Origin of the sequence: Gaetbulibacter sp. PBL-D1 (assembly GCF_050509525.1) — a bacterium.
Classification (GTDB): domain Bacteria; phylum Bacteroidota; class Bacteroidia; order Flavobacteriales; family Flavobacteriaceae; genus Gaetbulibacter_B; species Gaetbulibacter_B jejuensis.
The window spans coordinates 1-22,430 of record NZ_JBNWKB010000010.1 but is presented as its reverse complement, the minus strand read 5'-3'; the positions used below and the strand labels follow the sequence as shown (position 1 = coordinate 22,430).

Annotated in this window: 25 protein-coding genes; 22 read left to right on the top strand and 3 right to left on the bottom strand. The window is 33.7% G+C overall.

From position 1 onward, the window contains the following. Positions 1 to 11: 11 nt before the first annotated feature. The 8 genes from ACQ0RB_RS09825 to ACQ0RB_RS09790 all read left to right on the top strand — a co-directional run bounded on the left by ACQ0RB_RS09825 (position 12) and on the right by ACQ0RB_RS09790 (position 7,220). Complete coding sequence (locus ACQ0RB_RS09825; RefSeq protein WP_335975563.1) at positions 12 to 1,550, top strand: YifB family Mg chelatase-like AAA ATPase; 1,539 nt, start codon at positions 12 to 14, stop codon at positions 1,548 to 1,550. Beyond that, entirely contained in the window at positions 1,550 to 2,773 is a 1,224-nt protein-coding gene (locus tag ACQ0RB_RS09820) for an Nramp family divalent metal transporter (RefSeq protein ID WP_430498167.1), read from the top strand. Before ACQ0RB_RS09825 ends, ACQ0RB_RS09820 begins: the two co-directional genes overlap by 1 nt. Next, the gene (gene pxpA / locus ACQ0RB_RS09815; protein ID WP_430498165.1) at positions 2,770 to 3,513 is read left to right on the top strand and encodes a 5-oxoprolinase subunit PxpA; all 744 of its coding nucleotides are present in this window, start codon (positions 2,770 to 2,772) and stop codon (positions 3,511 to 3,513) included. Before ACQ0RB_RS09820 ends, pxpA begins: the two co-directional genes overlap by 4 nt. A gap of 7 nt (positions 3,514 to 3,520) precedes the next feature. Further along, positions 3,521 to 4,252, top strand: coding sequence for a 5-oxoprolinase subunit PxpB (gene pxpB / locus ACQ0RB_RS09810; protein WP_430498163.1), 732 nt, complete (start codon positions 3,521 to 3,523; stop codon positions 4,250 to 4,252). Further along, entirely contained in the window at positions 4,245 to 5,096 is an 852-nt protein-coding gene (locus tag ACQ0RB_RS09805) for a biotin-dependent carboxyltransferase family protein (RefSeq protein ID WP_430498161.1), read from the top strand. Before pxpB ends, ACQ0RB_RS09805 begins: the two co-directional genes overlap by 8 nt. Positions 5,097 to 5,165: 69 nt before the next feature. Then, complete coding sequence (locus tag ACQ0RB_RS09800; RefSeq protein ID WP_430498159.1) at positions 5,166 to 5,693, top strand: hypothetical protein; 528 nt, start codon at positions 5,166 to 5,168, stop codon at positions 5,691 to 5,693. 56 nt (positions 5,694 to 5,749) lie between these two features. After that, positions 5,750 to 6,409, top strand: a complete 660-nt coding sequence (locus ACQ0RB_RS09795; RefSeq protein WP_430498157.1) for a hypothetical protein — start codon at positions 5,750 to 5,752, stop codon at positions 6,407 to 6,409. Continuing rightward, positions 6,402 to 7,220 carry a sensor histidine kinase gene (locus ACQ0RB_RS09790; RefSeq protein WP_430498156.1) on the top strand — a complete coding sequence of 273 codons (819 nt, stop codon included), beginning with the start codon at positions 6,402 to 6,404 and terminating at the stop codon, positions 7,218 to 7,220. Before ACQ0RB_RS09795 ends, ACQ0RB_RS09790 begins: the two co-directional genes overlap by 8 nt. On the opposite strand, the gene ACQ0RB_RS09785 is transcribed toward ACQ0RB_RS09790, so the two are convergent. The 3 genes from ACQ0RB_RS09785 to ACQ0RB_RS09775 form a co-directional block, all read right to left on the bottom strand. Next, positions 7,217 to 7,915, bottom strand: coding sequence for an RluA family pseudouridine synthase (locus ACQ0RB_RS09785; protein WP_430498154.1), 699 nt, complete (start codon positions 7,913 to 7,915; stop codon positions 7,217 to 7,219). The genes ACQ0RB_RS09790 and ACQ0RB_RS09785 overlap by 4 nt on opposite strands. Before the next feature lie 45 nt (positions 7,916 to 7,960). Continuing rightward, positions 7,961 to 8,779 carry a 3-methyl-2-oxobutanoate hydroxymethyltransferase gene (panB, locus tag ACQ0RB_RS09780; RefSeq protein ID WP_129760262.1) on the bottom strand — a complete coding sequence of 273 codons (819 nt, stop codon included), beginning with the start codon at positions 8,777 to 8,779 and terminating at the stop codon, positions 7,961 to 7,963. A gap of 83 nt (positions 8,780 to 8,862) precedes the next feature. Further along, positions 8,863 to 10,287 (bottom strand): L-serine ammonia-lyase, encoded by a 1,425-nt coding sequence (locus tag ACQ0RB_RS09775; protein ID WP_430498152.1) that lies wholly within the window; start codon positions 10,285 to 10,287, stop codon positions 8,863 to 8,865. 202 nt (positions 10,288 to 10,489) lie between these two features. Between ACQ0RB_RS09775 and dnaK the strand changes: the two genes are divergently transcribed. The 14 genes from dnaK to ACQ0RB_RS09705 all read left to right on the top strand — a co-directional run bounded on the left by dnaK (position 10,490) and on the right by ACQ0RB_RS09705 (position 22,186). Next, on the top strand, positions 10,490 to 12,397 hold the full coding sequence (gene dnaK / locus ACQ0RB_RS09770) for a molecular chaperone DnaK (RefSeq protein ID WP_134199172.1): 1,908 nt from the start codon (positions 10,490 to 10,492) through the stop codon (positions 12,395 to 12,397). A gap of 176 nt (positions 12,398 to 12,573) precedes the next feature. Beyond that, the gene (locus ACQ0RB_RS09765) at positions 12,574 to 13,569 is read left to right on the top strand and encodes an LLM class flavin-dependent oxidoreductase (RefSeq protein ID WP_430498150.1); all 996 of its coding nucleotides are present in this window, start codon (positions 12,574 to 12,576) and stop codon (positions 13,567 to 13,569) included. Between the two features lie 124 nt (positions 13,570 to 13,693). Beyond that, complete coding sequence (locus ACQ0RB_RS09760) at positions 13,694 to 14,920, top strand: class I SAM-dependent rRNA methyltransferase (protein WP_430498148.1); 1,227 nt, start codon at positions 13,694 to 13,696, stop codon at positions 14,918 to 14,920. A gap of 209 nt (positions 14,921 to 15,129) precedes the next feature. Further along, positions 15,130 to 15,606 carry an Hsp20/alpha crystallin family protein gene (locus tag ACQ0RB_RS09755; RefSeq protein WP_430498146.1) on the top strand — a complete coding sequence of 159 codons (477 nt, stop codon included), beginning with the start codon at positions 15,130 to 15,132 and terminating at the stop codon, positions 15,604 to 15,606. A 102-nt stretch (positions 15,607 to 15,708) separates the two neighbouring features. Then, positions 15,709 to 16,191 carry a hypothetical protein gene (locus ACQ0RB_RS09750; protein WP_129760256.1) on the top strand — a complete coding sequence of 161 codons (483 nt, stop codon included), beginning with the start codon at positions 15,709 to 15,711 and terminating at the stop codon, positions 16,189 to 16,191. Between the two features lie 111 nt (positions 16,192 to 16,302). After that, entirely contained in the window at positions 16,303 to 17,247 is a 945-nt protein-coding gene (locus ACQ0RB_RS09745; RefSeq protein WP_332006936.1) for an NAD(P)H-dependent flavin oxidoreductase, read from the top strand. A gap of 5 nt (positions 17,248 to 17,252) precedes the next feature. Then, entirely contained in the window at positions 17,253 to 17,882 is a 630-nt protein-coding gene (locus ACQ0RB_RS09740) for a YiiX/YebB-like N1pC/P60 family cysteine hydrolase (protein WP_430498143.1), read from the top strand. A 26-nt stretch (positions 17,883 to 17,908) separates the two neighbouring features. Beyond that, positions 17,909 to 18,364 (top strand): GNAT family N-acetyltransferase, encoded by a 456-nt coding sequence (locus ACQ0RB_RS09735; protein WP_430498141.1) that lies wholly within the window; start codon positions 17,909 to 17,911, stop codon positions 18,362 to 18,364. A 278-nt stretch (positions 18,365 to 18,642) separates the two neighbouring features. After that, positions 18,643 to 19,530, top strand: coding sequence for a pirin family protein (locus tag ACQ0RB_RS09730; protein ID WP_430498139.1), 888 nt, complete (start codon positions 18,643 to 18,645; stop codon positions 19,528 to 19,530). Between the two features lie 70 nt (positions 19,531 to 19,600). Then, a complete protein-coding gene (locus ACQ0RB_RS09725) occupies positions 19,601 to 19,993 on the top strand; it encodes an OsmC family protein (protein WP_131506974.1) in 393 nt (130 codons plus the stop codon). A gap of 21 nt (positions 19,994 to 20,014) precedes the next feature. Further along, positions 20,015 to 20,317 carry a phosphoribosylpyrophosphate synthetase gene (locus tag ACQ0RB_RS09720; protein ID WP_131506972.1) on the top strand — a complete coding sequence of 101 codons (303 nt, stop codon included), beginning with the start codon at positions 20,015 to 20,017 and terminating at the stop codon, positions 20,315 to 20,317. Between the two features lie 133 nt (positions 20,318 to 20,450). Then, positions 20,451 to 20,900 carry a hypothetical protein gene (locus ACQ0RB_RS09715; protein WP_430498137.1) on the top strand — a complete coding sequence of 150 codons (450 nt, stop codon included), beginning with the start codon at positions 20,451 to 20,453 and terminating at the stop codon, positions 20,898 to 20,900. Positions 20,901 to 21,070: 170 nt separating this feature from the next. After that, entirely contained in the window at positions 21,071 to 21,490 is a 420-nt protein-coding gene (locus ACQ0RB_RS09710; protein WP_430498135.1) for a WapI family immunity protein, read from the top strand. Between the two features lie 126 nt (positions 21,491 to 21,616). Next, positions 21,617 to 22,186 (top strand): hypothetical protein, encoded by a 570-nt coding sequence (locus tag ACQ0RB_RS09705; RefSeq protein ID WP_430498133.1) that lies wholly within the window; start codon positions 21,617 to 21,619, stop codon positions 22,184 to 22,186. Positions 22,187 to 22,430 lie beyond the last annotated feature (244 nt).

Below are 22,430 nucleotides of genomic sequence, written 5' to 3'. Positions count from 1 at the left end.
ACCAATCTTTTATGCTTAAAAAAGTCTTCGGAAGCGCAGTTTTTGGTGTTGAAGCAACAACCATTACTGTTGAGGTAAATGTCGATAATGGAGTGGGTTATCATTTGGTAGGTCTTCCTGATAACGCGATTAAAGAAAGTAATTATCGTATTGCGGCTGCACTTCAAAATAACGGTTATCGAATTCCTGGAAAAAAAATAATTATCAATATGTCGCCTGCCGATTTGCGTAAGGAAGGTTCTGCTTATGATTTAACATTAGCAATCGGAATTTTAGCGGCTTCTAATCAAATAAAAGCTGAAAACCTAGAAGACTATCTCATAATGGGAGAATTGTCTTTAGATGGAACATTACAGCCTATTAAAGGTGCATTGCCTATTGCTGTTAAAGCTAGAGAAGAAGGTTTTAAAGGGTTTATTCTGCCAAGTCAAAATGCAAAAGAAGCTGCAATTGTTAATGATTTAAAGGTTTTTGGAGTTGATAACATCAAACAAGTCATTAATTACTTTGATAAAGATGAAGCTTTAGAACAGACTATTATAAACACAAGGGAGGAATTTTATAAAAATCTCGATTTTCCTGAGTTTGATTTTGCCGATGTAAAAGGTCAGGAAGGAATAAAACGCTGTATGGAAATTGCTGCAGCAGGTGGTCATAATATTATTTTAATAGGGCCTCCAGGAGCTGGAAAAACAATGTTGGCAAAACGATTACCAAGTATTTTGCCTCCAATGACATTGAGTGAAGCTTTAGAAACTACAAAAATCCATTCGGTAGTTGGTAGAGTAAAAGAACATACAGGGTTGATGTCACAACGACCATTTAGAAGTCCTCATCATACTATAAGCAACGTTGCGCTAGTTGGTGGAGGAAGCTACCCTCAACCAGGAGAAATCTCTTTATCTCACAATGGTGTGCTATTTTTAGATGAATTACCAGAATTTAAAAGAGAGGTTTTAGAAGTAATGCGTCAACCGTTAGAAGATAGAGAAGTGACGATTTCTAGAGCTAAATTTACAGTAACCTATCCATCGTCGTTTATGTTGGTGGCAAGTATGAATCCGAGTCCTGGAGGTTATTTTAACGATCCTGATGCTCCTGTAACTTCGTCTCCTGCTGAAATGCAACGGTATTTAAGTAAAGTTTCTGGGCCATTATTGGATAGAATTGATATTCATATTGAAGTGACGCCTGTGCCTTTTGAAAAACTATCTGATGACAGAAAAGGTGAATCTTCGGTTGATATAAGAAAACGCGTTACTGCTGCTCGAGAATTTCAAACTAAGCGATTTAAAGAGTTTGATAATGTGCATTACAATGCGCAAATGAACACAAAACAGATTAGAAAATTTTGTGTTTTGGATGATAATTCAAAGCAATTGCTTAAAACAGCGATGGAGCGTTTAAATCTTTCTGCTAGAGCTTATGATAGAATTTTGAAAGTAGCACGTACTATTGCAGATTTAGAGGCTAGTGAAGCGGTAAATGGAGCGCATATTTCTGAGGCTATTCAATATAGAAGTTTAGATAGGGAAGGTTGGTTGGGCTAATGAAAGCATGGTTTAAAAATATAGGTCCAGGACCATTGGTAGCAGCGGCTTTTATTGGACCTGGAACAGTAACAGTTTGTACGCTTGCAGGAGTTGGGTTTGGTTATGCGTTGCTTTGGGCTATGTTGTTTTCAGTATTTGCTACAATAGTATTGCAAGAAATGTCAGCACGATTAGGAGTAATTACTCAAAAAGGTCTTTCGGAAGTTATAAGGACTGAAATTAAAAATCCTGTTTTTAAGACTGTTGTAATTGTTTTAATGTTGTCAGCGATAGTTGTAGGTAATGCAGCTTATGAAGCAGGAAACATTAGTGGAGGCGTATTGGGTTTGGAAACGCTATTTGGTAATCCGAGTGTTGAAGTTGGTGTGTTTGATGTGAATGTTTTTAGTTTAATCATCGGTTTGGTTGCGTTTTTAATTTTAACTATTGGAAATTATAAAACACTAGAAAGGATATTAGTAGCTATGGTTATGGTAATGAGTGTTGCTTTTTTAGTGACAGCAATACTAACAAAGCCTAACTTAATGGAGGTTTTTAAGGGTTTATTTGGTTTTAAAATGCCTAAAGAAAGTGTGTTGACTGTTGTTGGTTTAATAGGAACTACTGTGGTGCCTTATAATTTGTTTTTACATGCAGCATTGGTTAAAGAAAAGTGGCGTGCTGAAAGTGATTTGCAGTATGCTAGAAAAGATACTATAGTTGCTGTTGTGTTGGGAGGAGTGGTGTCAATGTGCATTATTATTTCAGCTTCAGCGATTCAGACTAAAACAATTAGCAATGCTGCGGATTTAGCTTTAGGTTTAGAGCCTTTGTTTGGTAGTTTTTCAAAGTATTTTATGGCTATCGGACTGTTTTCGGCAGGTATTACAAGTGCAATTACTGCGCCTTTGGCAGCTGCTTATGTTGCTAGTGGATGTTTGGGTTGGAGTACCAATTTAAAATCTAAGACCTTTAAAGGTGTTTGGTTGTTTGTTCTAGTTTTAGGAGTTGTATTTTCTTCTTTAGGAATAAAATCTATAGAGCTAATCAAGTTTGCACAAGTGGCTAATGGATTGCTGTTGCCTCTAGTTGCTGTGTTTTTGATTTGGGTCATGAATAAATCTGAATTGCTGGGTAAATATAAAAACAGCTTATTGCAGAATGTTGTGGGAGTAGTGATTCTTTTAGTGGCTATTTTCTTAGGTTTAAAAAGTGTTTTAAAAGTGTTTAATGTGTTATGATGAATGGATATACCGTAGATATTAATGTTGATGTTGGAGAAGGTTTAGGTAACGAAGCTAGGTTGTTGCCTTATGTGTCTTCGTGTAATATAGCTTGTGGAGGACACGCTGGAAATGAGGAAACAATGATTGCTGTTGCTAAACTAGCTAAAGAGTTTAGTGTAAAAATTGGTGCGCATCCTTCATTTCCTGATATAGAGAACTTTGGAAGAAAGCCAATGGAGATGTCTTGTGCTGATTTATATACTTCGGTAAAACAGCAGGTTAGAGGGTTTATGAATGTTTTGCGTACCGAACATCTTGCATTGCATCATATTAAACCTCATGGCGCATTGTATAATCTGGCGATGAAGGATGAAAAGACTGCTAGTGTGATTATTGAGGTGATAAAAAGTATAGCGTTACCAGTAAAATTGTATGTGCCTTATGGTTCTGTGATAGCAAATTTAGCTTTGGAAGAACAAATTCCTGTAATGTACGAAGCGTTTGCTGACAGAAATTATAATGAAGATTTAAGCTTAGTATCAAGAGATAAAAGCAATGCTGTTTTAAATCATCCTGAAGCAGTTTTTGAGCATGTTTTTAATATGATTTCAAGGCAGAAAGTAAAAACAATAAGTGGAGTAGAAGTAGATGTAAAAGCAGATACTTTTTGTGTGCATGGAGACTCTCCAAACGTTGAAAAAATATTGCAATATCTTACCGAAAAATTAAAAGAACTTCATGTTAAAATAGCCTAATGTTTTGATGGATTTTAATCTAAAATATAAAGCTTATGGTGAGCGTTCAATTTTAATAGAATGGCCTAATGAAATAAATGAAATTATTCTTGAAGATGTTCTAATTTTTAAAAATAGTATAGCTGATAATTATGTTAAAGAAGTAGTTGAGATAAATAATGCATATAACTCGATACTAATTATTTGTAAATTTACTATTGATAATATCAATGATGAAATTTCAGCATTGAAATCGATTTATTTTAATCGTAAAAAGGTTGGACATAGAAGCCAATTGTTGTGGAAAATTCCTGTGTGCTATGATGCGTTTTTTGGTATTGATTTAGAAGAAATTTCTGCTCAAAAAAAGCTGTCAAAATCAGCAATTATAAAACTACATTCGCAAGCTATTTATACTGTTTTTTTTGTAGGCTTTTTACCTGGTTTTTTATACTTGGGAGGTTTAGAAAATCAACTGCATTTTCCTAGAAAATCTTCCCCTAGAATGGAAGTAAAAAAAGGAGCTGTTGCCATTGGAGAATACCAAACAGGAATATACCCAAATGTGAGTCCTGGAGGCTGGAATATTATAGGCAATTCGCCAATTGAGTTTTTTGATGTTTCAAAAGACGAGCCTTGTTTTGCGAAGAGTGGAGATAAAATTCAGTTTTACCCAATATCTTTAAATGAACATAAAGCTATTTCAGAATTAGTAGCATATGGGAATTATGAATTAGAAAGTGAGGTAATAAATGGTTGAGGTTTTAAAATCAGGATTATTTTCAACTATTCAGGATTTAGGTCGGTTTGGTTTTCAGCGTTATGGAATACCTTTTTCTGGTGTTATGGATGCATATAGCTCAAAAATTGCAAACACAATTTTAGGAAACAACGAAAATGCTGCTGTTTTGGAGATGACAATGACAGGATCAACGCTTCTTTTTAAAGCAGAAACAGTGATTTGTTTAACAGGAGCAGACTTATCTCCAAAATTAAATGACGTATCAATTAGTTTAAATAAAGCGATAAAAGTGAAAGCAGGATATGTACTTTCATTTGGTAAACTAAATTATGGTTACAGGTGTTATTTAGCGGTTTTGGGAGGCTTTCAGTCTGAAAGTGTAATGGAGAGTAAAAGTATGTTTTCAAACGTGACTAAAGCAGATAAAATAGCTGTGGGAGACTCTTTAAAGATTAATACAACTTCCGTTTTTAATTTAGAACATAATGCAACACTTAAAGTTAATACCAATCACTTTAAAAGTAAAACTATAGAGGTATTTGAAGGACCTGAGTTTGAAAGCTTAAACGATAGTCAAAAAGCATTACTTTTTAATCAAGAGTTTTCAGTGTCCCAACTTAATAACCGGATGGCTTATCAACTTAATGAAAAGTTAGAGAATAACTTAGCGCCAATAATAACCTCAATGGTTTTACCAGGAACTATTCAGTTGACACCTTCAGGTAAGCTAATTGTTTTAATGCGAGATTGTCAAACAACAGGCGGTTATCCTAGAGTTTTGCATTTAAACGAATTGTCTATTAGTAGATTAGCGCAAAAAAAGCCTAATGAAAAGATAAGGTTAAAATTGTTAAAGCAGTAAAACAATAAAAAATACTTTACAGTATTGAAAGATTTCAATATTTTAGAACCAACTATTAATTCAAAACTTATGAAAAAACTAATTTTACTTTTGTTAGGATTTGCTTTAGGAGCAGTGTTGACTTACTTTTTTTGTTGTAAACAATCTGAAACAGGAATGGAGAACTTAACACCTCCTAAAGGATTGATAACACCTCAAGAAGCTAAAGCTTTGGATGCGGCTTACAATCCAAGGTATCAATTAATCAGTGACTCTATTGTGACGCGAAGAGGAGGAGATAACCGATCATCTTGGTATTCACTTGATGATATGAGAGCTTACTTGGATTATGCTGAAAACGAAGCCGATTCGTTAGGGTTTACAATGAATGGTATTAGGGTATATCTTGGAGCTTATCCAGATGCTAACGGTATTCCAGGTTATACAACGATGTTTTTTGTGCCAACTGGCTATCTAAAAAGTGCAACCAACACATCTGATGGTAGTATGAATGCTTTTAGCCACTTTATGCAAGGAGGAAAAGGAGATATTACTGGAGGTAGTGGATTTAATGAAGGCGGTAATGGGCATCCTCCTGGAGCTAATTATCCTCAATAAATTATAGTCTACTTTTGGTCAAGTTTATAAATGATTATGCAAGCTACCTCTACTTAGTGGTAGAAATAATAGCAGCTGTAACGGGTTTAATCTTATATAAAAGATACCGTCATACAGCTGCTAAATACTTTATTTACTTTTTAATTTATGTGGTGGCGTTTGGTGTTATAGGACGCTATACTTTTTGGGTTAGAGATGGAATTTTTAGTTTTTTACTAGGTACTTTATTAGAAAAAAACTATTGGTGGTATACAATATGTTGGAGCTTAGGGGCAATTGTGTTTTTTGTGTGGTATTATCTCAAGATTCTCACTAATCAAAGGGCTAAAAGTACTTTGAAAATAGCGCTTGCTTTATTTTTAATTGCTTCACTTTGTATTATCATTTTGACTCTACCTGATTTTTTCAAAACTTCTATTCCTTCAATTAGTGTTTTAGGAGCAGTAATAATTATGCTGTGTGTGTTTTATTATTTTTTTGAAATGCTACAAAGTGATAAAATTTTAAAATTTTATAAATCACTGAATTTTTATATCAGTTGCACTATTCTTGTTTTTTGGTTAGTAAAAACACCTTTGGCTTTTTTTGAGCCTTATTTTAGAGTAGCAGATATGGATTATGTTAATTTAAGAGGGTATATTAACTTATTTGCAATTTCATTAATGTATTTGACTTTTACTGTAGGTCTTATAGTTTCAAACCCTGATTATGACTAATTTTTTAATGATTTTTTTACAAGAACAACAACCAATATCAACTTCTGCTGAAAGGAATTTGTTGATTTATATGGTGTTTGTACTTTTTATTTTATGCGGATTTATCGTTGTCTTTTTTATAGTGTTTCAAAAGCGAAAAAATAAACTCTTACTAGACAAAATAGCGCAACAGCAGGCGTTTGATGAAGAAATTGCAACAGCTCAAACCGAAATACAAGAGCAAACCTTAAAGCATGTAGGTTGGGAGTTGCATGATAATGTAGGTCAGTTGTTGTCTTATGCTAATATGCAACTGAATATGCTAGGAGCATTAGTTCCTGAAAACATAAAGGGGAAAGTTGACGAAACGTCAAACATAGTTAAAGATAGTCTTAAAGAAGTTAGAGCACTTTCAAAGTCTTTAAACAATGAAGTATTACTAAATATGGGTTTTGAAGACTCTGTAAGTAATGAACTTAACCGATTAAAGCGGATGAAATTTTCATCAACTGAATTGGAAGTTAAAGGAAAAAGAAAAGAGTTTAGCGATAAAAAGCATGAAATAATTGTATTTAGAATTCTACAAGAGTTTTTTTCAAACACAGTTAAATATTCCGAAGCTCAAAACTTAAAAGTAACGCTCAACTATCAACCTGAAGAACTAATTATAACAGCAACTGATGACGGTAAAGGTTTTGACATGAAATCTGCTGAAAAAGGCTCTGGACTGATAAATATGAAAAGTAGAGCAGAATTAATTAATGCTAAGTTTGATATATATTCAAAACCTAATGAAGGGGTTACTTTAACCTTAACTTACCCTTTAGGTTAGAGACAAGCGTCCCAAATAGTATCTTTTGGTAAAGGCGCAATAACCGAAATGGCTTCTTTTTTTACAGGATGAGTAAATTCTAGTTGTCTAGCATGCAAACTAATGCTTGCATCAGGATTACTTCTTTTAAAACCATATTTTAAGTCGCCTTTTATAGGACAACCAATACTTGCTAATTGACAACGAATTTGATGATGTCTACCTGTTTCTAGTTCAATTTCTAACAAGAAATAATTGTCAAGTTGCTTCAAGATTTTATAATGTAAGATAGCTTTTTTACTATCTGAAGATTCTTTTATAAAAGCAGTAGACTTATTGTTTTTAGGATTTTTACGCAGCCAATGAATTAACGTATCTTGTTGTTTAGGTGGTTGGTTTTTAACTAAAGCCCAATAAGTTTTATTAGTTTTTTTCTCAGCAAATAGCTTGTTAAGCCTTGGGAGTGCTTTACTGGTTTTTGAAAACAATACAATTCCTGTTGTGGGTCTGTCTAAACGATGTACAACCCCTAAATACACATTTCCAGGTTTGTTGTATTTATCTTTAATATAGCTTTTTACAACATCACTTAAAGGCTTGTCTCCAGTTTTGTCGCCTTGTACAATATCACCTGCACGTTTATTAACCACAATAATGTGATTGTCTTCATAAAGTACTTGAAGATTGTTTTTATTGGAAAGAAGTTTCTCAGTCACTAATACACGAATATTTTTGCTTACTGCTTACTGCTTACTGAAGACTTAATACTGCTCAGAGTCATTAGGAAAATTAACCGATTTTACATCATCTACATATTGCGAAATAGATGTTGTCATCTCTTCGTATAAATTCATATAGCGACGTAAAAAACGTGGGTGGAACTCATGAGTCATTCCTAACATATCATGAACCACTAGTACTTGACCATCAACACCATTTCCAGCTCCAATACCAATTACAGGAATACTAACACTTTCAGCAACTTCTTTTGCTAATTTTGCAGGTATTTTTTCTAACACAATGGCGAAACAACCTGCTTTTTCAAGCATTAAAGCATCTTCTTTTAATTTTTTTGCTTCTTCTTCTTCTTTAGCTCTTACTGTGTAAGTTCCAAATTTGTATATAGATTGAGGTGTTAAACCTAAATGTCCCATAACAGGAATTCCAGCATTCAGTATACGCTTTATAGATTCTTTAATTTCTTTACCACCTTCTAATTTTACGGCATGACCTCCTGATTCTTTCATAATTCTAATGGCAGAGCGTAGCGCTTCTTTAGGATCACTTTGGTAACTACCAAAAGGTAAGTCTACAACCACTAAAGCTCTGCTTATAGCTCTAATTACCGAAGAGGCATGGTATATCATTTGATCTAAAGTAATTGGCAGTGTAGTTTCATGTCCTGCCATAACATTACTAGCAGAATCACCAACCAAAATAACATCAACTCCTGCACCATCAACAATTTTTGCCATGGTATAATCATAAGCAGTAAGCATGGAGATTTTTTCTCCGTTTTGTTTCATCTCTATTAAAGACTTTACGGTAATTCTTTTGTATTCTTTTTTAGCTACTGACATAAGATTATAGTTTGTTTATTTCTGTAAAAATAATGAGTTTTAATGAATTTTTATCAATGGAGCAGTCTACAAATAAGGAAAGATTAACAATCCACTAAATTTACACCAACTGCTAAACCGCCTTCACTGGTTTCTTTGTATTTGGAATTCATGTCTTTAGCGGTTTCCCACATCGTGTTTACTACTTTGTCAAGCGGAACTTTTACATTATTAGGATCAGTATCTAAAGCTAATTCTGCAGCATTAATCGCTTTTATGGCTCCCATAGAGTTGCGTTCTATGCATGGGACTTGTACCAAACCACCAATTGGGTCGCAAGTTAGCCCTAAATGGTGTTCCATAGAAATTTCGGCAGCAACTAGAACTTGTTCAGGAGTTCCTCCAAGTAATTCACACAAAGCTCCAGCAGCCATTGCTGATGATACTCCAATTTCGGCTTGACAGCCTCCCATTGCAGCACTTATAGTGGCTCCTTTTTTAAAGATACTGCCAATTTCTCCTGCAACTAGTAAAAATCGTTTGATGTGCTCAAAATCTGCTTCATGGTTTTCAATTACCATATAATACATCAATACAGCAGGTATTACACCAGCACTACCATTGGTTGGTGCAGTAACCACGCGACCTAATGAGGCGTTTACTTCATTTACAGCAAGTGCAAAGCAGCTTACCCATTTTAATATTTGTCGAAACTTTACTTCGGTTTTTCTAATAACTTGTAGCCATTCTTCAGGAGATTGATAAGGTAAATCACCTTTAAGTTTTTGGTGCATATCATAAGCGCGACGTCTCACATTTAATCCTCCAGGAAGATTTCCTTCTGTATGACAACCTACATACATACATTCTAGCATAGTGTTCCAAATTCTGCTTAACTCTGAATCGATATGGTTTTCATCATTAATAGACTTTTCATTTTCCAATACCACTCCAGAAATAGGTAGATTTAAGTCTTTACAAAACTTAAGTAAATCAACTCCTGTTTCAGTAGGATACGGAAATGTGCAGTAAAAAATGATTTTATTGGCTTTGGCTGTTTTTCGTTCTTCTTGTACAACAAATCCGCCTCCAATAGAGTAGTAGGTAGATTTATAATTTCTACCATTTATAGTAGCAGTAAACGTTAAAGCATTGGCATGAAACGGTAAAAACTTTCTGTTGAAAGTAATTTCAGTTTTTGGGTTGAATTCTAAAGGCTTTTCATTGTTGAATAAAAGGGTGTTGGTGTTTTTTATTGATGCAATAATGACATCAATGGTGTCAACAGGAATACGTTCAGGATCAGCACCACTTAAACCTAGCATAACCGCATAGTCAGTAGCATGTCCTTTTCCTGTTAAGGATAAAGAACCATACAGGTCAACAGCAATTTTTTCAATTTTATCAAACCTGTTTTTGTCTTTTAATTCTTTAATCCAGCGTTCAGCTGCGCGCCAAGGACCTAAAGTATGAGAGCTTGAAGGACCAACGCCTATTTTTAGCATATCAAAAACCGAAATACACTCCATTCACGAAATCGTTTTAGTGCGTCAAATATACTCACATTTGGAGCATTCCCAATATAATAATGTGTAAAATTAAAGTTATAAAAAGTGACATCGTGTCATATTTTTTGTCATGGCACAATCATTGACTTATACAAACCGAATTAAAATTAGAACACAACATTTCTGCGAAAGCGGAAATCTTAAAAACAAATAAAAATAAATTATGAGTAAAATTATTGGAATCGATTTAGGTACAACAAACTCTTGTGTTTCTGTAATGGAAGGTAATGAGCCAGTTGTAATTCCTAACGCAGAAGGTAAGCGTACAACACCATCTGTAATCGCTTTCGTAGAAGGTGGTGAAATTAAAGTTGGTGACCCAGCAAAACGTCAAGCAGTAACAAACCCAACAAAAACGGTTTATTCTATCAAGCGTTTTATGGGTAACAAATATTCTGAATCAAAAAATGAAGCAGAACGCGTACCTTATAAAGTAGTAAAAGGTGATAACGATACACCAAGAGTTGATATTGATGGTCGTTTATATACACCTCAAGAATTATCAGCAATGATTCTTCAAAAAATGAAGAAAACTGCTGAAGATTATTTAGGTCAAGATGTAAGTGAAGCTGTAATTACAGTGCCTGCTTACTTTAATGACTCACAACGTCAAGCAACAAAAGAAGCTGGTGAAATCGCAGGATTAAAAGTTCGTAGAATTATAAACGAACCAACTGCAGCTGCTTTAGCTTACGGATTAGATAAAAAAGGACAAGACCAAAAAATCGTAGTATTTGACTTTGGTGGTGGTACACATGACGTGTCTATCCTAGAATTAGGAGATGGCGTTTTTGAAGTATTATCAACAGATGGAGATACACATTTAGGTGGTGATGATGTTGATGAAAAAATCATTAACTGGTTAGCAGATGAATTTAATGCTGAAGAAGGAATGGACTTACGTAAAGACCCAATGGCTTTACAACGTCTTAAAGAAGCTGCTGAAAAAGCAAAGATTGAATTATCATCTTCTGCACAAACAGAAATCAACTTACCTTACGTAACAGCTACAGCTAGCGGACCAAAGCACTTGGTACGTACATTAACACGTTCTAAATTTGAGCAATTAATTGACGATTTAGTAAAACGTACGATTGAGCCATGTGAGTCTGCATTAAAAGCAGCAGGTTTAAGTAAAAGTGATATTGACGAAGTTATTTTAGTTGGTGGTTCTACACGTATTCCTGCAGTACAAGAAGCTGTAGAAAAATTCTTTGGTAAAAAACCAAGTAAAGGTGTAAACCCAGACGAAGTTGTATCATTAGGAGCTGGAATCCAAGGTGGTGTATTAACAGGTGATGTAAAAGACGTACTTTTATTAGACGTAACACCATTATCTCTTGGTATTGAAACTATGGGTAACGTAATGACCAAGTTAATTGAAGCGAATACAACTATTCCAACAAAGAAAAGTCAAGTATTCTCAACAGCAGCAGACAATCAGCCATCAGTAGAAATTCACGTATTACAAGGTGAGCGTCCTATGGCAGCAGATAACAAAACAATTGGTCGTTTCCATTTAGATGGTATTCCACCAGCAAAACGTGGTACTCCACAAATTGAAGTAACGTTTGATATTGATGCTAATGGTATCATTAAAGTATCTGCAACTGATAAAGCAACTGGTAAATCTCAAGATATAAGAATTGAAGCGTCTTCAGGATTAACAGAAGATGAAATCCAAAAGATGAAGCAAGAAGCAGAAGCAAATGCTGAAGCTGATGCTAAAGCAAAAGAAACTGCTGATAAATTAAACAGTGCTGACGCTATGATCTTCCAAACTGAAAGTCAGCTAAAAGAATTTGGTGACAAATTATCTGATGATAAAAAGAAACCAATTGAAGAAGCTCTTGAAGAATTGAAGAAAGCTTACGAAACAAAAGATATCGCTGTAATTGATCCAGCTTTAGAAAAAATAAATGAAGCTTGGAAAGTAGCTAGCGAAGAAATGTACAAAGCACAAGCTGAAGCACAACAAGGTGCAGCAGGAGCAGAGCAACCTCAAGGTGGTGCAGGTGCATCTAACGAAGGTAGCGATGTAGAAGACGTAGACTTCGAAGAAGTCAAGTAGCCCGTCTTGAGCATCTCGACAAGCTCGATACAGGCTCTGTCGAAAGATAGATTTCGAAGAAGTGAAATAAGTTCGAAGCTGTCATGCTGAACTTGATTCAGCATCTCAAAAATTTTTACATAACATTTGAAAAAGCGCAATCAGTCATGGTTGCGCTTTTTTATCCCAAAAAAAATATGAAAACACAAATTCCTTATTCTATATTAGAATTGGCCACTGTAGCAGAAAATACAACCATTCAAGATACTTTTGCTAACAGTTTAGATTTAGCACAACAAGCTGAAAAAATGGGATATCATCGTTTTTGGCTTGCCGAACATCATAATATGAAAAGTATTGCAAGTTCAGCAACTTCAGTGTTAATTGGTCACATTGCAGGAGGTACAGAAAAAATACGTGTAGGTTCTGGTGGTATTATGTTGCCTAATCATTCGCCACTAATTGTTGCAGAACAGTTTGGTACTTTAGGTAACTTATATCCTAATCGAATTGATTTGGGTTTAGGTCGTGCTCCAGGAACCGATCAGGAAACAGCTCAAGCTATCAGGTCTGATAGAATGACAGCTGTATATCAATTTCCTGATGAAGTGAGTCGAATTCAGAATTTTTTCACAAGTTCTTACAGAGGTAAAGTTCGTTCATATGTTTCGGAAGGTGTACATGTGCCGTTATATATATTGGGTTCTAGTACAGATAGTGCTTATGTTGCTGCAAAAAAAGGACTGCCTTATGTGTTTGCTAGTCACTTTGCACCAGCACAGTTAAAAGAAGCTCTAAACATTTATCGTCAAAACTTTAAGCCTTCTGCATATTTAAAAACACCCTATACTATGGCAGGAATTGGTGTAATTGCAGCCGAAACTAATGAGATGGCAGATGCGTTATCGTCATCAATGTATCAAATGATTTTGGGTGTACTTACAGGAAATATCGATTATGTAAAAGCTCCAAGTGTTATAACGCCAGAAATGCGAGATGTTATTAACCATCCTAAAGTACAGCAAATGACACAGTATAGCTTTATAGGAGATAAGGCTACAGTAAAATCTAAAACAAAGCAATTTTTAGAAGATACCAAAGTAGATGAGTTAATTGCTGTTTCGCATATTTACGACCATCAAGATAGGGTTGCGTCATATCGTATTTTTTCTGAAATCATGCAGGAGTTATAAGGATTTCATTTTCTGGGTTTATCTAGGAAATTTTACGAAACTCAACACATATTATGTAAAAAACAATCATCTGCTTGATTGTTTTTTTTATTTTCAAACACTTACTTTTATATAAAAATTATATATGCCATTTTCACCAAAAATTCAATCAGCGTATCAACCTAAACGATTAGCTGTTAAACTCACAGCAAAAGGCGAGCAGTTTGTTTTAAACGCGCATCCTTGGGTGTTTTCTAACAGTATTGTTAAGATAAATGACGATGCAAAATCAGGTGATTTGGCAATTGTTTTCAATAAGAATAAAAATAAAGTTATTGGTTTAGGCTTGTACGATGCGTCATCACCAATTCGTATTAAAATGCTACATAGTGGCATGGAAAAAGCTGAAATTAATACAGCGTTTTTTAAGCAAAAGATTGATACCGCTTTTGAAAAACGATTAGATTTATTAGAAACCACAACCAATAGCTACCGTTTATTATTTGGAGAAAATGACGGTTTCCCAGGTTTGATTGCTGATGTTTATGCATCTGTTTTGGTCGTAAAACTATACTCTGAAATTTGGTTACCCTATTTAGCAACCCTATTACCAATGCTTCAAGAAACAGCACAAGCCAAAACGGTTGTCATTAGATTAAGTCGTGGATTACAAAACTCCAAAGCACACCAACTAAAAGATGGCGATGTAGTTTTTGGAACGTTAGAAAATGAAGTTGTTCAGTTTGTAGAACATGGTGTAAATTTTTCGGCAAACGTTATTAAAGGTCATAAAACGGGTTATTTTTTAGATCATCGCGAAAACCGAAAACGCGTAGGTGAGTTAAGTCAAGGTAAAACAGTGTTAGACGTGTTTTCGTATGCTGGCGGATTTTCGGTGCACGCTTTGGCTAATGGTGCTACAGAAGTGACAAGTTTAGATATTAGTGAGCAAGCCCTAGAAATTGCTATTGAAAACGGAAAGCTAAACACCTATTCAGGGATTCATAAAACCATTGCAGGCGATGCTTTTGACGAAATGCAAAAACTGATTAATGTGGGTAAAACCTTTGATGTAGTAGTGATAGATCCTCCAAGTTTTGCCAAACAAGCATCAGAAATAGGATTAGCAAAGAAAAAGTATGCGCAATTAGCTGTGTTGGGAGAACAGTTAACTGCTAAAAAAGGCATGTTAGTATTGGCTTCTTGTTCGTCAAGAGTTCAGTATCAAGCCTTTTTTGATATTAATTCGCAAGCTTTAAAACAAGCAGGCAGACCATTTCAATTACAGTTAAAAACTCAACACGATAGCGACCATCCAATTGGATTTCCAGAAGGTGCTTACTTAAAATGTGGTTACTATAAGCTTGGGTAGTTCATTATAGACTAACTAATTATCAGCATGTTTAAAATGTCAAATTGACAATATTTTTGTGAGTAAAGTTTTTTAAATCAGTTGGTTTAGCAAATGAAATGTTAAAATAAATGACAAATATTCATTTTGGTATTTTTTTTGAAATATAGCATCATGAAATCAGATTAGATTTCAAATTTGAAATAATGTTTAACTTAAATTTTTTAATTATGAGCAATTTAGTAACTGTTCCAAAAAATGGAAGTTTAGCAACTACAAATTCAAATTTAAACTTCCCAACATGGTCTAATTGGTTAGATGATTTATTTAATAGAGAACTACCTTCGGTTTTCACTTCCAACTTTAATACAGGAGTTACCTTACCAAAGGTAAATATTAGAGAAACAGCAGAAGCTTATTATGTTGAAATGGCTGTTCCTGGACTTAAAAAATCAGATTTCCAAATAGATTTAGACAATCAAGTTTTATCAATATCTACTGAAGTAAAGCAAGAAAATGAACAAAAAGAAGCGAATTACACGCGTAGAGAGTTTGGTTACTCATCATTTAAACGCACCTTCACATTACCTGAAACAGTAGATGAGGATAAAATCCAAGCAAGCTACACAGAAGGTATTTTAAATATTCTTTTACCTAAAAAAGAAGAAGCCAAACAAAAACCGGCTAGGACTATTAAAATATCTTAAGTGTTTTTTCTAGAGTTTTAATACTATATTCAAGAAGAGGTTCATAGACAATCTCTTCTTGAATTTAATACAGTTTTGTTTAACTTTTTAAGGCTTTTAGTTATGAAGAAGTATATGTTTTTACTCGTGTTATTTTCATGGTGTGTAAGTTGTAATGGACAAAATTCAGAGGAGAAAAAAGAGTTAAGCAACTTAAAAGAGCATGTTAATAATGATAAACCAAAAGGCAGCTGGAAGGTAGATAAAGAGTTTGATGAACACGGAAACTTAATTAAGTATGATAGCATTTATTCATGGTCTTCTAGTAGCCATTTAAATAATTTGTCTTCTTTAGACAGAGATAGTATAATAGAATCTTTTAAATCAAAATTTCATTCTAGCTTTTCAAAATTTAATGATGATAATTTTGGTGCTATTTTTTCTCAAGATTCACTTTTTAACCAACGCTTTTTCAACGATACTTTTTTTGATAGTAACTTTGGAATGGATTTAATGGAGTTAGATAAGTTAAGGGAACAGATGATAGCTAGACAAAAAGAATTTCTTAAAAATTACTATCCACAGATTATCAGTCCAGAAAAATAAGAACTTAACCAATAGGGTGTTTTTTTTCTTTTGCTTGCTTTATAATTCACTTAAAATATTATGCATGCATAATAAAAATGTAGTATATTTGTTAGACAAAATATACAAACAATGAGCACAAAGCTAACAGAGTTATTAGATATAAAACACCCTATTATTATGGCGCCAATGTTTTTGGTGTCTAATGTAGCAATGGTTAAAGAAGCTATGAAATGTGGTATTGCAGGTTGTATTCCAGCATTGAACTACAGAACTTTAGAGGAGTTACGAGCAGCAATTAAAGAATTAAAAGCAGCAAAAGTAGAAGGCGGTTCGTTTGGTTTTAATTTGATAGTGAATAAATCTAATCCGAAAGCTAAAGACCAACTGCGTGTATTGTGCGAAGAAGGTTGCGATTTTATTTTAACCTCATTAGGAAGTCCTGAAGAAACCATCAATCAAGCACATGCTGTAGGAATTAAAGTTTTTTGTGATATAACTGATTTAAAATTCGGTCAAAAAGTTGAAAGTTTAGGTGCTGATGCTGTTGTGGCTGTAAATAATCAAGCTGGTGGACATCGTGGTAATATAGATCCGCAAACACTTATAAAAACGTTAAACGATAATTTATCTATTCCTGTTATTTCAGCAGGTGGAGTAGGAACTAAAGCCGATGTTGATACTATGTTAGCTTATGGAGCAGCTGGTGTTTCAGTAGGTAGTCCGTTTATTGCTTCAGAAGAAGCAGGAGTTACTAATGAGTACAAACAAGCTTGTGTAGATTATGGTGCTGATGATATTGTTATGACCGAACGTATTTCAGGAACACCTTGTACAGTAATTAATACACCTTATGTAAAAAAAATAGGCACCAAATCACCTTGGTTAGAACGTATGCTTAACAAAAACCGAAAGCTTAAAAAATGGGTGAAAATGGTCCGTTTTTATATTGGTATGAAAGCCACTGAAAAAGCAGCACAACAAGCCACTTATAAAACGGTTTGGGTTGCAGGACCAAGTATAGAACATACCAACGCTATTTTACCAGTTAAAGACATTGTAAGTAAATTAATTTAGAAGTATTGAAACGGTTAAGCTTTCTAGTTCTCATTTTAAGTTTTGTTTTTGCGTGTAGTGATTCAAACAAAATACAATCAGGAGATATTGTTTTTAGAAGCGCAACAAGCAGTTCGCTCTCTGAAGCAATTAATAATGTAACGCAAACTCAAAAAGCAACAAACTATAGCCACATTGGTGTTTGTGATGTGGTAGATGGTTCAATTTACATCTATCATTCCGATTTAGGTAAAGGTGTCGTTTACGAACCTCTTGAAGCCTTTATGAAAGCAACTGATACTGTAAAATATGTTGCAGATTTTTACAGAATTAAAAACATAACTTCAAATCAGGTTGAAAACGCGCTCAATCGTGCCAAAACATTTTTGGGTCAACCTTATAACACCACATATATTTTAGAAGACGACGGACTCTATTGTTCAGAATATATCTACGAAGTGTTTAAAGAAGATGCTATTTTTGAGCTAGAGCCTATGACTTTTAAAAACCCTGAAAACAAAGTATTTCACGAAGGTTGGATTAAGCATTATGAAGAATTAGGTATTGAAATTCCTGAAGGAAAACTAGGTTGTAATCCTAATGGAATGGCAAACAGCAAACATTTAGAGTTTGTAAAAAGTTTAACAACCAATTAATAACAAAAGTTTTGTAGCTTTAAAGTATGGAAATCACTCTAAAGCATACAGACGCTTCACATTCAGACTTTATAACATTAGTCAGTCATTTAGATGCCGATTTAAAAATTCGTGATGGCGACGACCACGAGTTTTACAATCAGTTTAATGGTATCGAAGCCTTAAAACATTGCATTGTAGCTTATCATGGTAATCATGCAGTAGGTTGTGGCGCCATAAAACCTTTAGATGATATCTCAATGGAAGTAAAACGAATGTTTGTATTTCCTGAACAACGCGGTAAAGGGATTGCTACTACAATTTTAAAAGCTCTAGAACAATGGACCAAAACATTGGGTTATACCTCTTGCAAGCTAGAAACAGGAATTAAACAACCAGAGGCAATTGCACTCTACAAACGCAACGGTTATAACATTATTTCTAATTACGGTCAATACGAAGGAGTAGAAAATAGCGTGTGTTTTGAGAAGAAGATTCTTTGATGAGAAAATTTTATTATACGTATTAGGTATAAAAAAACTATATTAGGCTAATCATCCAAAAAAGTAAAATATCATGACCGATTCCAAAAAAATAAGCTTAAAAGATGCTATATCAATTGGAATAGGCGGAATGGTTGGCGGAGGCATATTTGCTGTGCTAGGATTAGCTGTGTCATTAGCAAAATAAGACATTCCAGCACCTTTTGAAGTTAGAAACCACACACAAATGTAAACCCAAAATTTAAGGGTTATGATAAATTTTAAACACAACATAAATTATGTCTAATACCAAATTAATAATTGAAGAACGCGCAGCTAACATAGGCAATTTTATTGTTGGTAGATTGTTACCATTTCGTCAAAAACGAATGGTAGGACCATTCATTTTTATTGACCACATGGGACCAGCTTGTATGAGCGACCAAGATAATATGGATATTGCTATGCATCCGCATATAGGTTTATCTACCTTAACCTTTTTGTTTGAAGGAGTTGTAATGCATCGTGATAGTTTAGGAACAGCTATGGAAATTACTCCTGGTGCTGTAAACTGGATGACCGCAGGAAAAGGCGTTGTACATACCGAGCGAACACCAGACCGTTTACGAGATTCTAAAAAAATGCTTCATGGGTTACAAATTTGGGTGGCTTTACCAAAAGCTCATGAGCAATGCGAACCATCGTTTACACACGTTTCTGCAAACGACATTCCTAGTTGGACAGACAACAACGTGCAATTTAAACTCATAGCAGGTAAAGCCTTTGGTAAGCAGTCGCCTGTGCCAGTGTATAGTCCGTTGTATTTTATCGAAATTAAAACAACCGAAACCAAAACCGTTTCCATTGGCGAACATTTATTTGGCGAAAGCGCGCTTTACATTCTAGAAGGTAGCATTACTAGCGATGGTCATACCTATGGACCTAAACAACTTTTGGTAGCTAAAGACGCGACACTTTGTGCTTTTGAAATTGAAGCTAATTCAACCGTGTATATTTTTGGTGGTGAAGCATTTCCAGAAGAACGTTTTATTGAGTGGAATTTTGTGGCTTCAGACAAAGCGCTTATTGAAAAAGCCAAACAAGATTGGAAGGACAACAAATTCCCTAGTGTACCAACCGAAACCGTTCGTATTCCTTTACCAGAACCAAAACGCTTTGGAGGATGATATTTTCATTGAAAATGAAATCGAAGATGAAATATAAGTTGAATTACATTAATAATACCTATAAACAACAATGAAAACCGTATCAGCTGCCATTGGCACACAACTTTATAAAACCGAAATTCAAGCTAAAAATCATATTATAACTGCCGATGAGCCAGAATCGGTTGGCGGACAAAATTTAGGCTTAACACCAACCGAGTTGTTAGAGTCGTCATTAGCTGCATGTTCTGCTATGACTATCAGGATGTATGCCAATAGAAAGGAATGGGATTTACAACAAGTAATTGTAAATGTTGGTTTTAAACGCAATATAACCACACAAACGGTAACGTTTAAAAAGGAGATCGAGCTCATTGGTAACCTTGACGATGAACAACGCCAAAAACTTTTACAAATGGGTTCAAAATGTCCTATTGAAAAAATGATTACAGGAGAAATTGTTGTTGAGTCTGCGTTAAAATAACACAAGTTAAAACATAAAATTATGAGAGATTTTGAAACCTTAAGTCAAGCTATGAACGCACTACGCGAAGAAGGCTATGTTGAAGACTTTAACCTTAAGCAAAACTGTATTGAGTGTAGAAATGGTGAGTATACAGTATTTCATAATGAGTTTGAAATAGACGAGTACTTCCGTTTTGAAGGCATGAGCGATCCAGGAGATAATAGTATACTGTATGCTATTTCATCTGAAAAGTATGGTTTAAAAGGACAATTGGTAAACGGTTATGGTATTTATACCGAACCTATTACCAACGAAATGCTACAAAAGCTTAAGATGGATTAATAAAACAAATATGTTAATAAAATTGCATTAAAAGGTTGATTTTTAGCTGTTTTTGAACAGCTGTAAGTATTACATTTGCTAATGTAATTAAAAGGAACGAAAGTAATTCGAGCCTTAACTTAATGTTTTATATATGGATGATTTAAAAAAGAATGAGGCTATTAAATTCATTAAAAATAAAATCCACAAAGAAAAGAAAGGACACTGTGGTGTTAGATACGCACTTACACAAGTAACAGGTAATAAAGAACACCTAAAAGATATTGATATAAAGGATGTGGCCAGTAAAATAACAAGTTCTGGAAAGTATAAAAAAGAAAAATCAGGAAACGAAACAAGAATAGATTTTGATATTTCATTGAATCCAGATTCTAATCTAATTAAAAGAAATCCATTAGCGACAGAAATTATAAGAATTGTTATTGCTTTCATAGTAGCATTATTAACTGCATATTTTACAACAATAATTAAATTAAATACAGAGTCACAATCAGAGTATCTCGAACAAAAAAAATCAAATATGCAAGAAATAGAACCTAAAGTTTACAATAAACAGGAACAGGATAGTTCAATATCTCAATAATCTTAAAAAAATCATTAACAATATTTTGAATTTAAAAAATTAATGATCTGTATAAGAAAAAGTTGGCAATACTGTATAAAATTCATTACTAATTCTATCTTGCTTACGATAACCCTAGTGTTGAATTATTGCTTATTATTTAAACTCAAAAGAAGATTAACTATTTGTGAATGACGATACAAAACGAAACAGGAACTCGAAAAATAGAACTAAACATATCTGATTTAGAGACTGCAAATTACCCAAGTTGTCGCTTGAAAATAAATTTAGTGACAGAGGAATTAAATGCTGAATTTGATCGACCAATTTGGATTGCGTTATCAGATTTAGAAGCTTTTATTCAAAAGCTAACTGAAATGGAAAAAAACAGAACTGGAGACGAGAAATTGGAAAGTATGAGTCCAAACGAATTTTATTTGAGATTCAGGAATATTGACAACCTTGGACATTTATTAGTCGAATTGAAAGTTGAAAAAAGAAGCCCTCATCAAAAAGACTATTCAGATTTTATTAAAGTGGAATTTGAATTTAACCCAACTAATTTTCCAAATATAATAAATGAACTAACTGAATTAAAAAACAGTTGCTGACAAGATTTATAGCTCATTTCGGCTAAACTTTTTTTAAATTAAAAGACTATTAACAACAAATAGCAACAATTTTAAATAGATATTGATTATTAAAGCAATCTATATTTTTATAAAGTTGATTTTAATATGAAAAAACTAATAATCATATTATTTCTGGGACTTCTTTCATGTAAAACAGAAAAAAATATTTCATCTAAAAAATGTTATGAAAGTGAACAACGGGATGTTTTGGAGAATTCAGTTCGATTGTTTGAACTTAAATTAAAAAAACAATATCCTGAGCTTTCCAATGAAGCAGCTTATTTTGAATTTATTTCTGATTGGAGTGACAAAAAACTGTCAGAAGATTTTTTCAAAGATTCACTGGAATTAAAAATCCGTAATCTGAATTTGTGGACAGAGTCCAATCGCTCGGGAAAAGACATGGAGATGGAAAAGAGGTTATTCAATGTTGATTCAATGAATCCAATTAGGATTAAATTGAACGAACAATTTTCTAAATGTATTGCATTTTCAACAAAAGCAGAAGGGATTAGAAATTTTTTAATAGTAAATACTAAGTATCGATACAGTCCAAAACTTGCCAAGAAAAGTTTATTACATGCAAGTGAATATGATTTAAAAGAATTTGATAATAGATTAGCTATAGTTCTTGGTGTATATTATCAGACAATGTTTAACATAAAAGTACTTTAGATAGCAACTTTTATAGCTTATTGCAGCTAAACTTTTTTAAACTAAAAAGGACAACACTGAAAAAACATGAATAACGATAAACTTTTGAAAACGGTAAACGAGATTAAAAATTCAGACATTTATGAGAATTCTGAAAATTGGGAAGCTCGTGGACTTAACTCTTCAGACCAGCAAGTAATTGATATACTCAGAAAAGCAACTAATAACTTTCTCGATAGACTTGTCAAAATTGACAATTCAAATG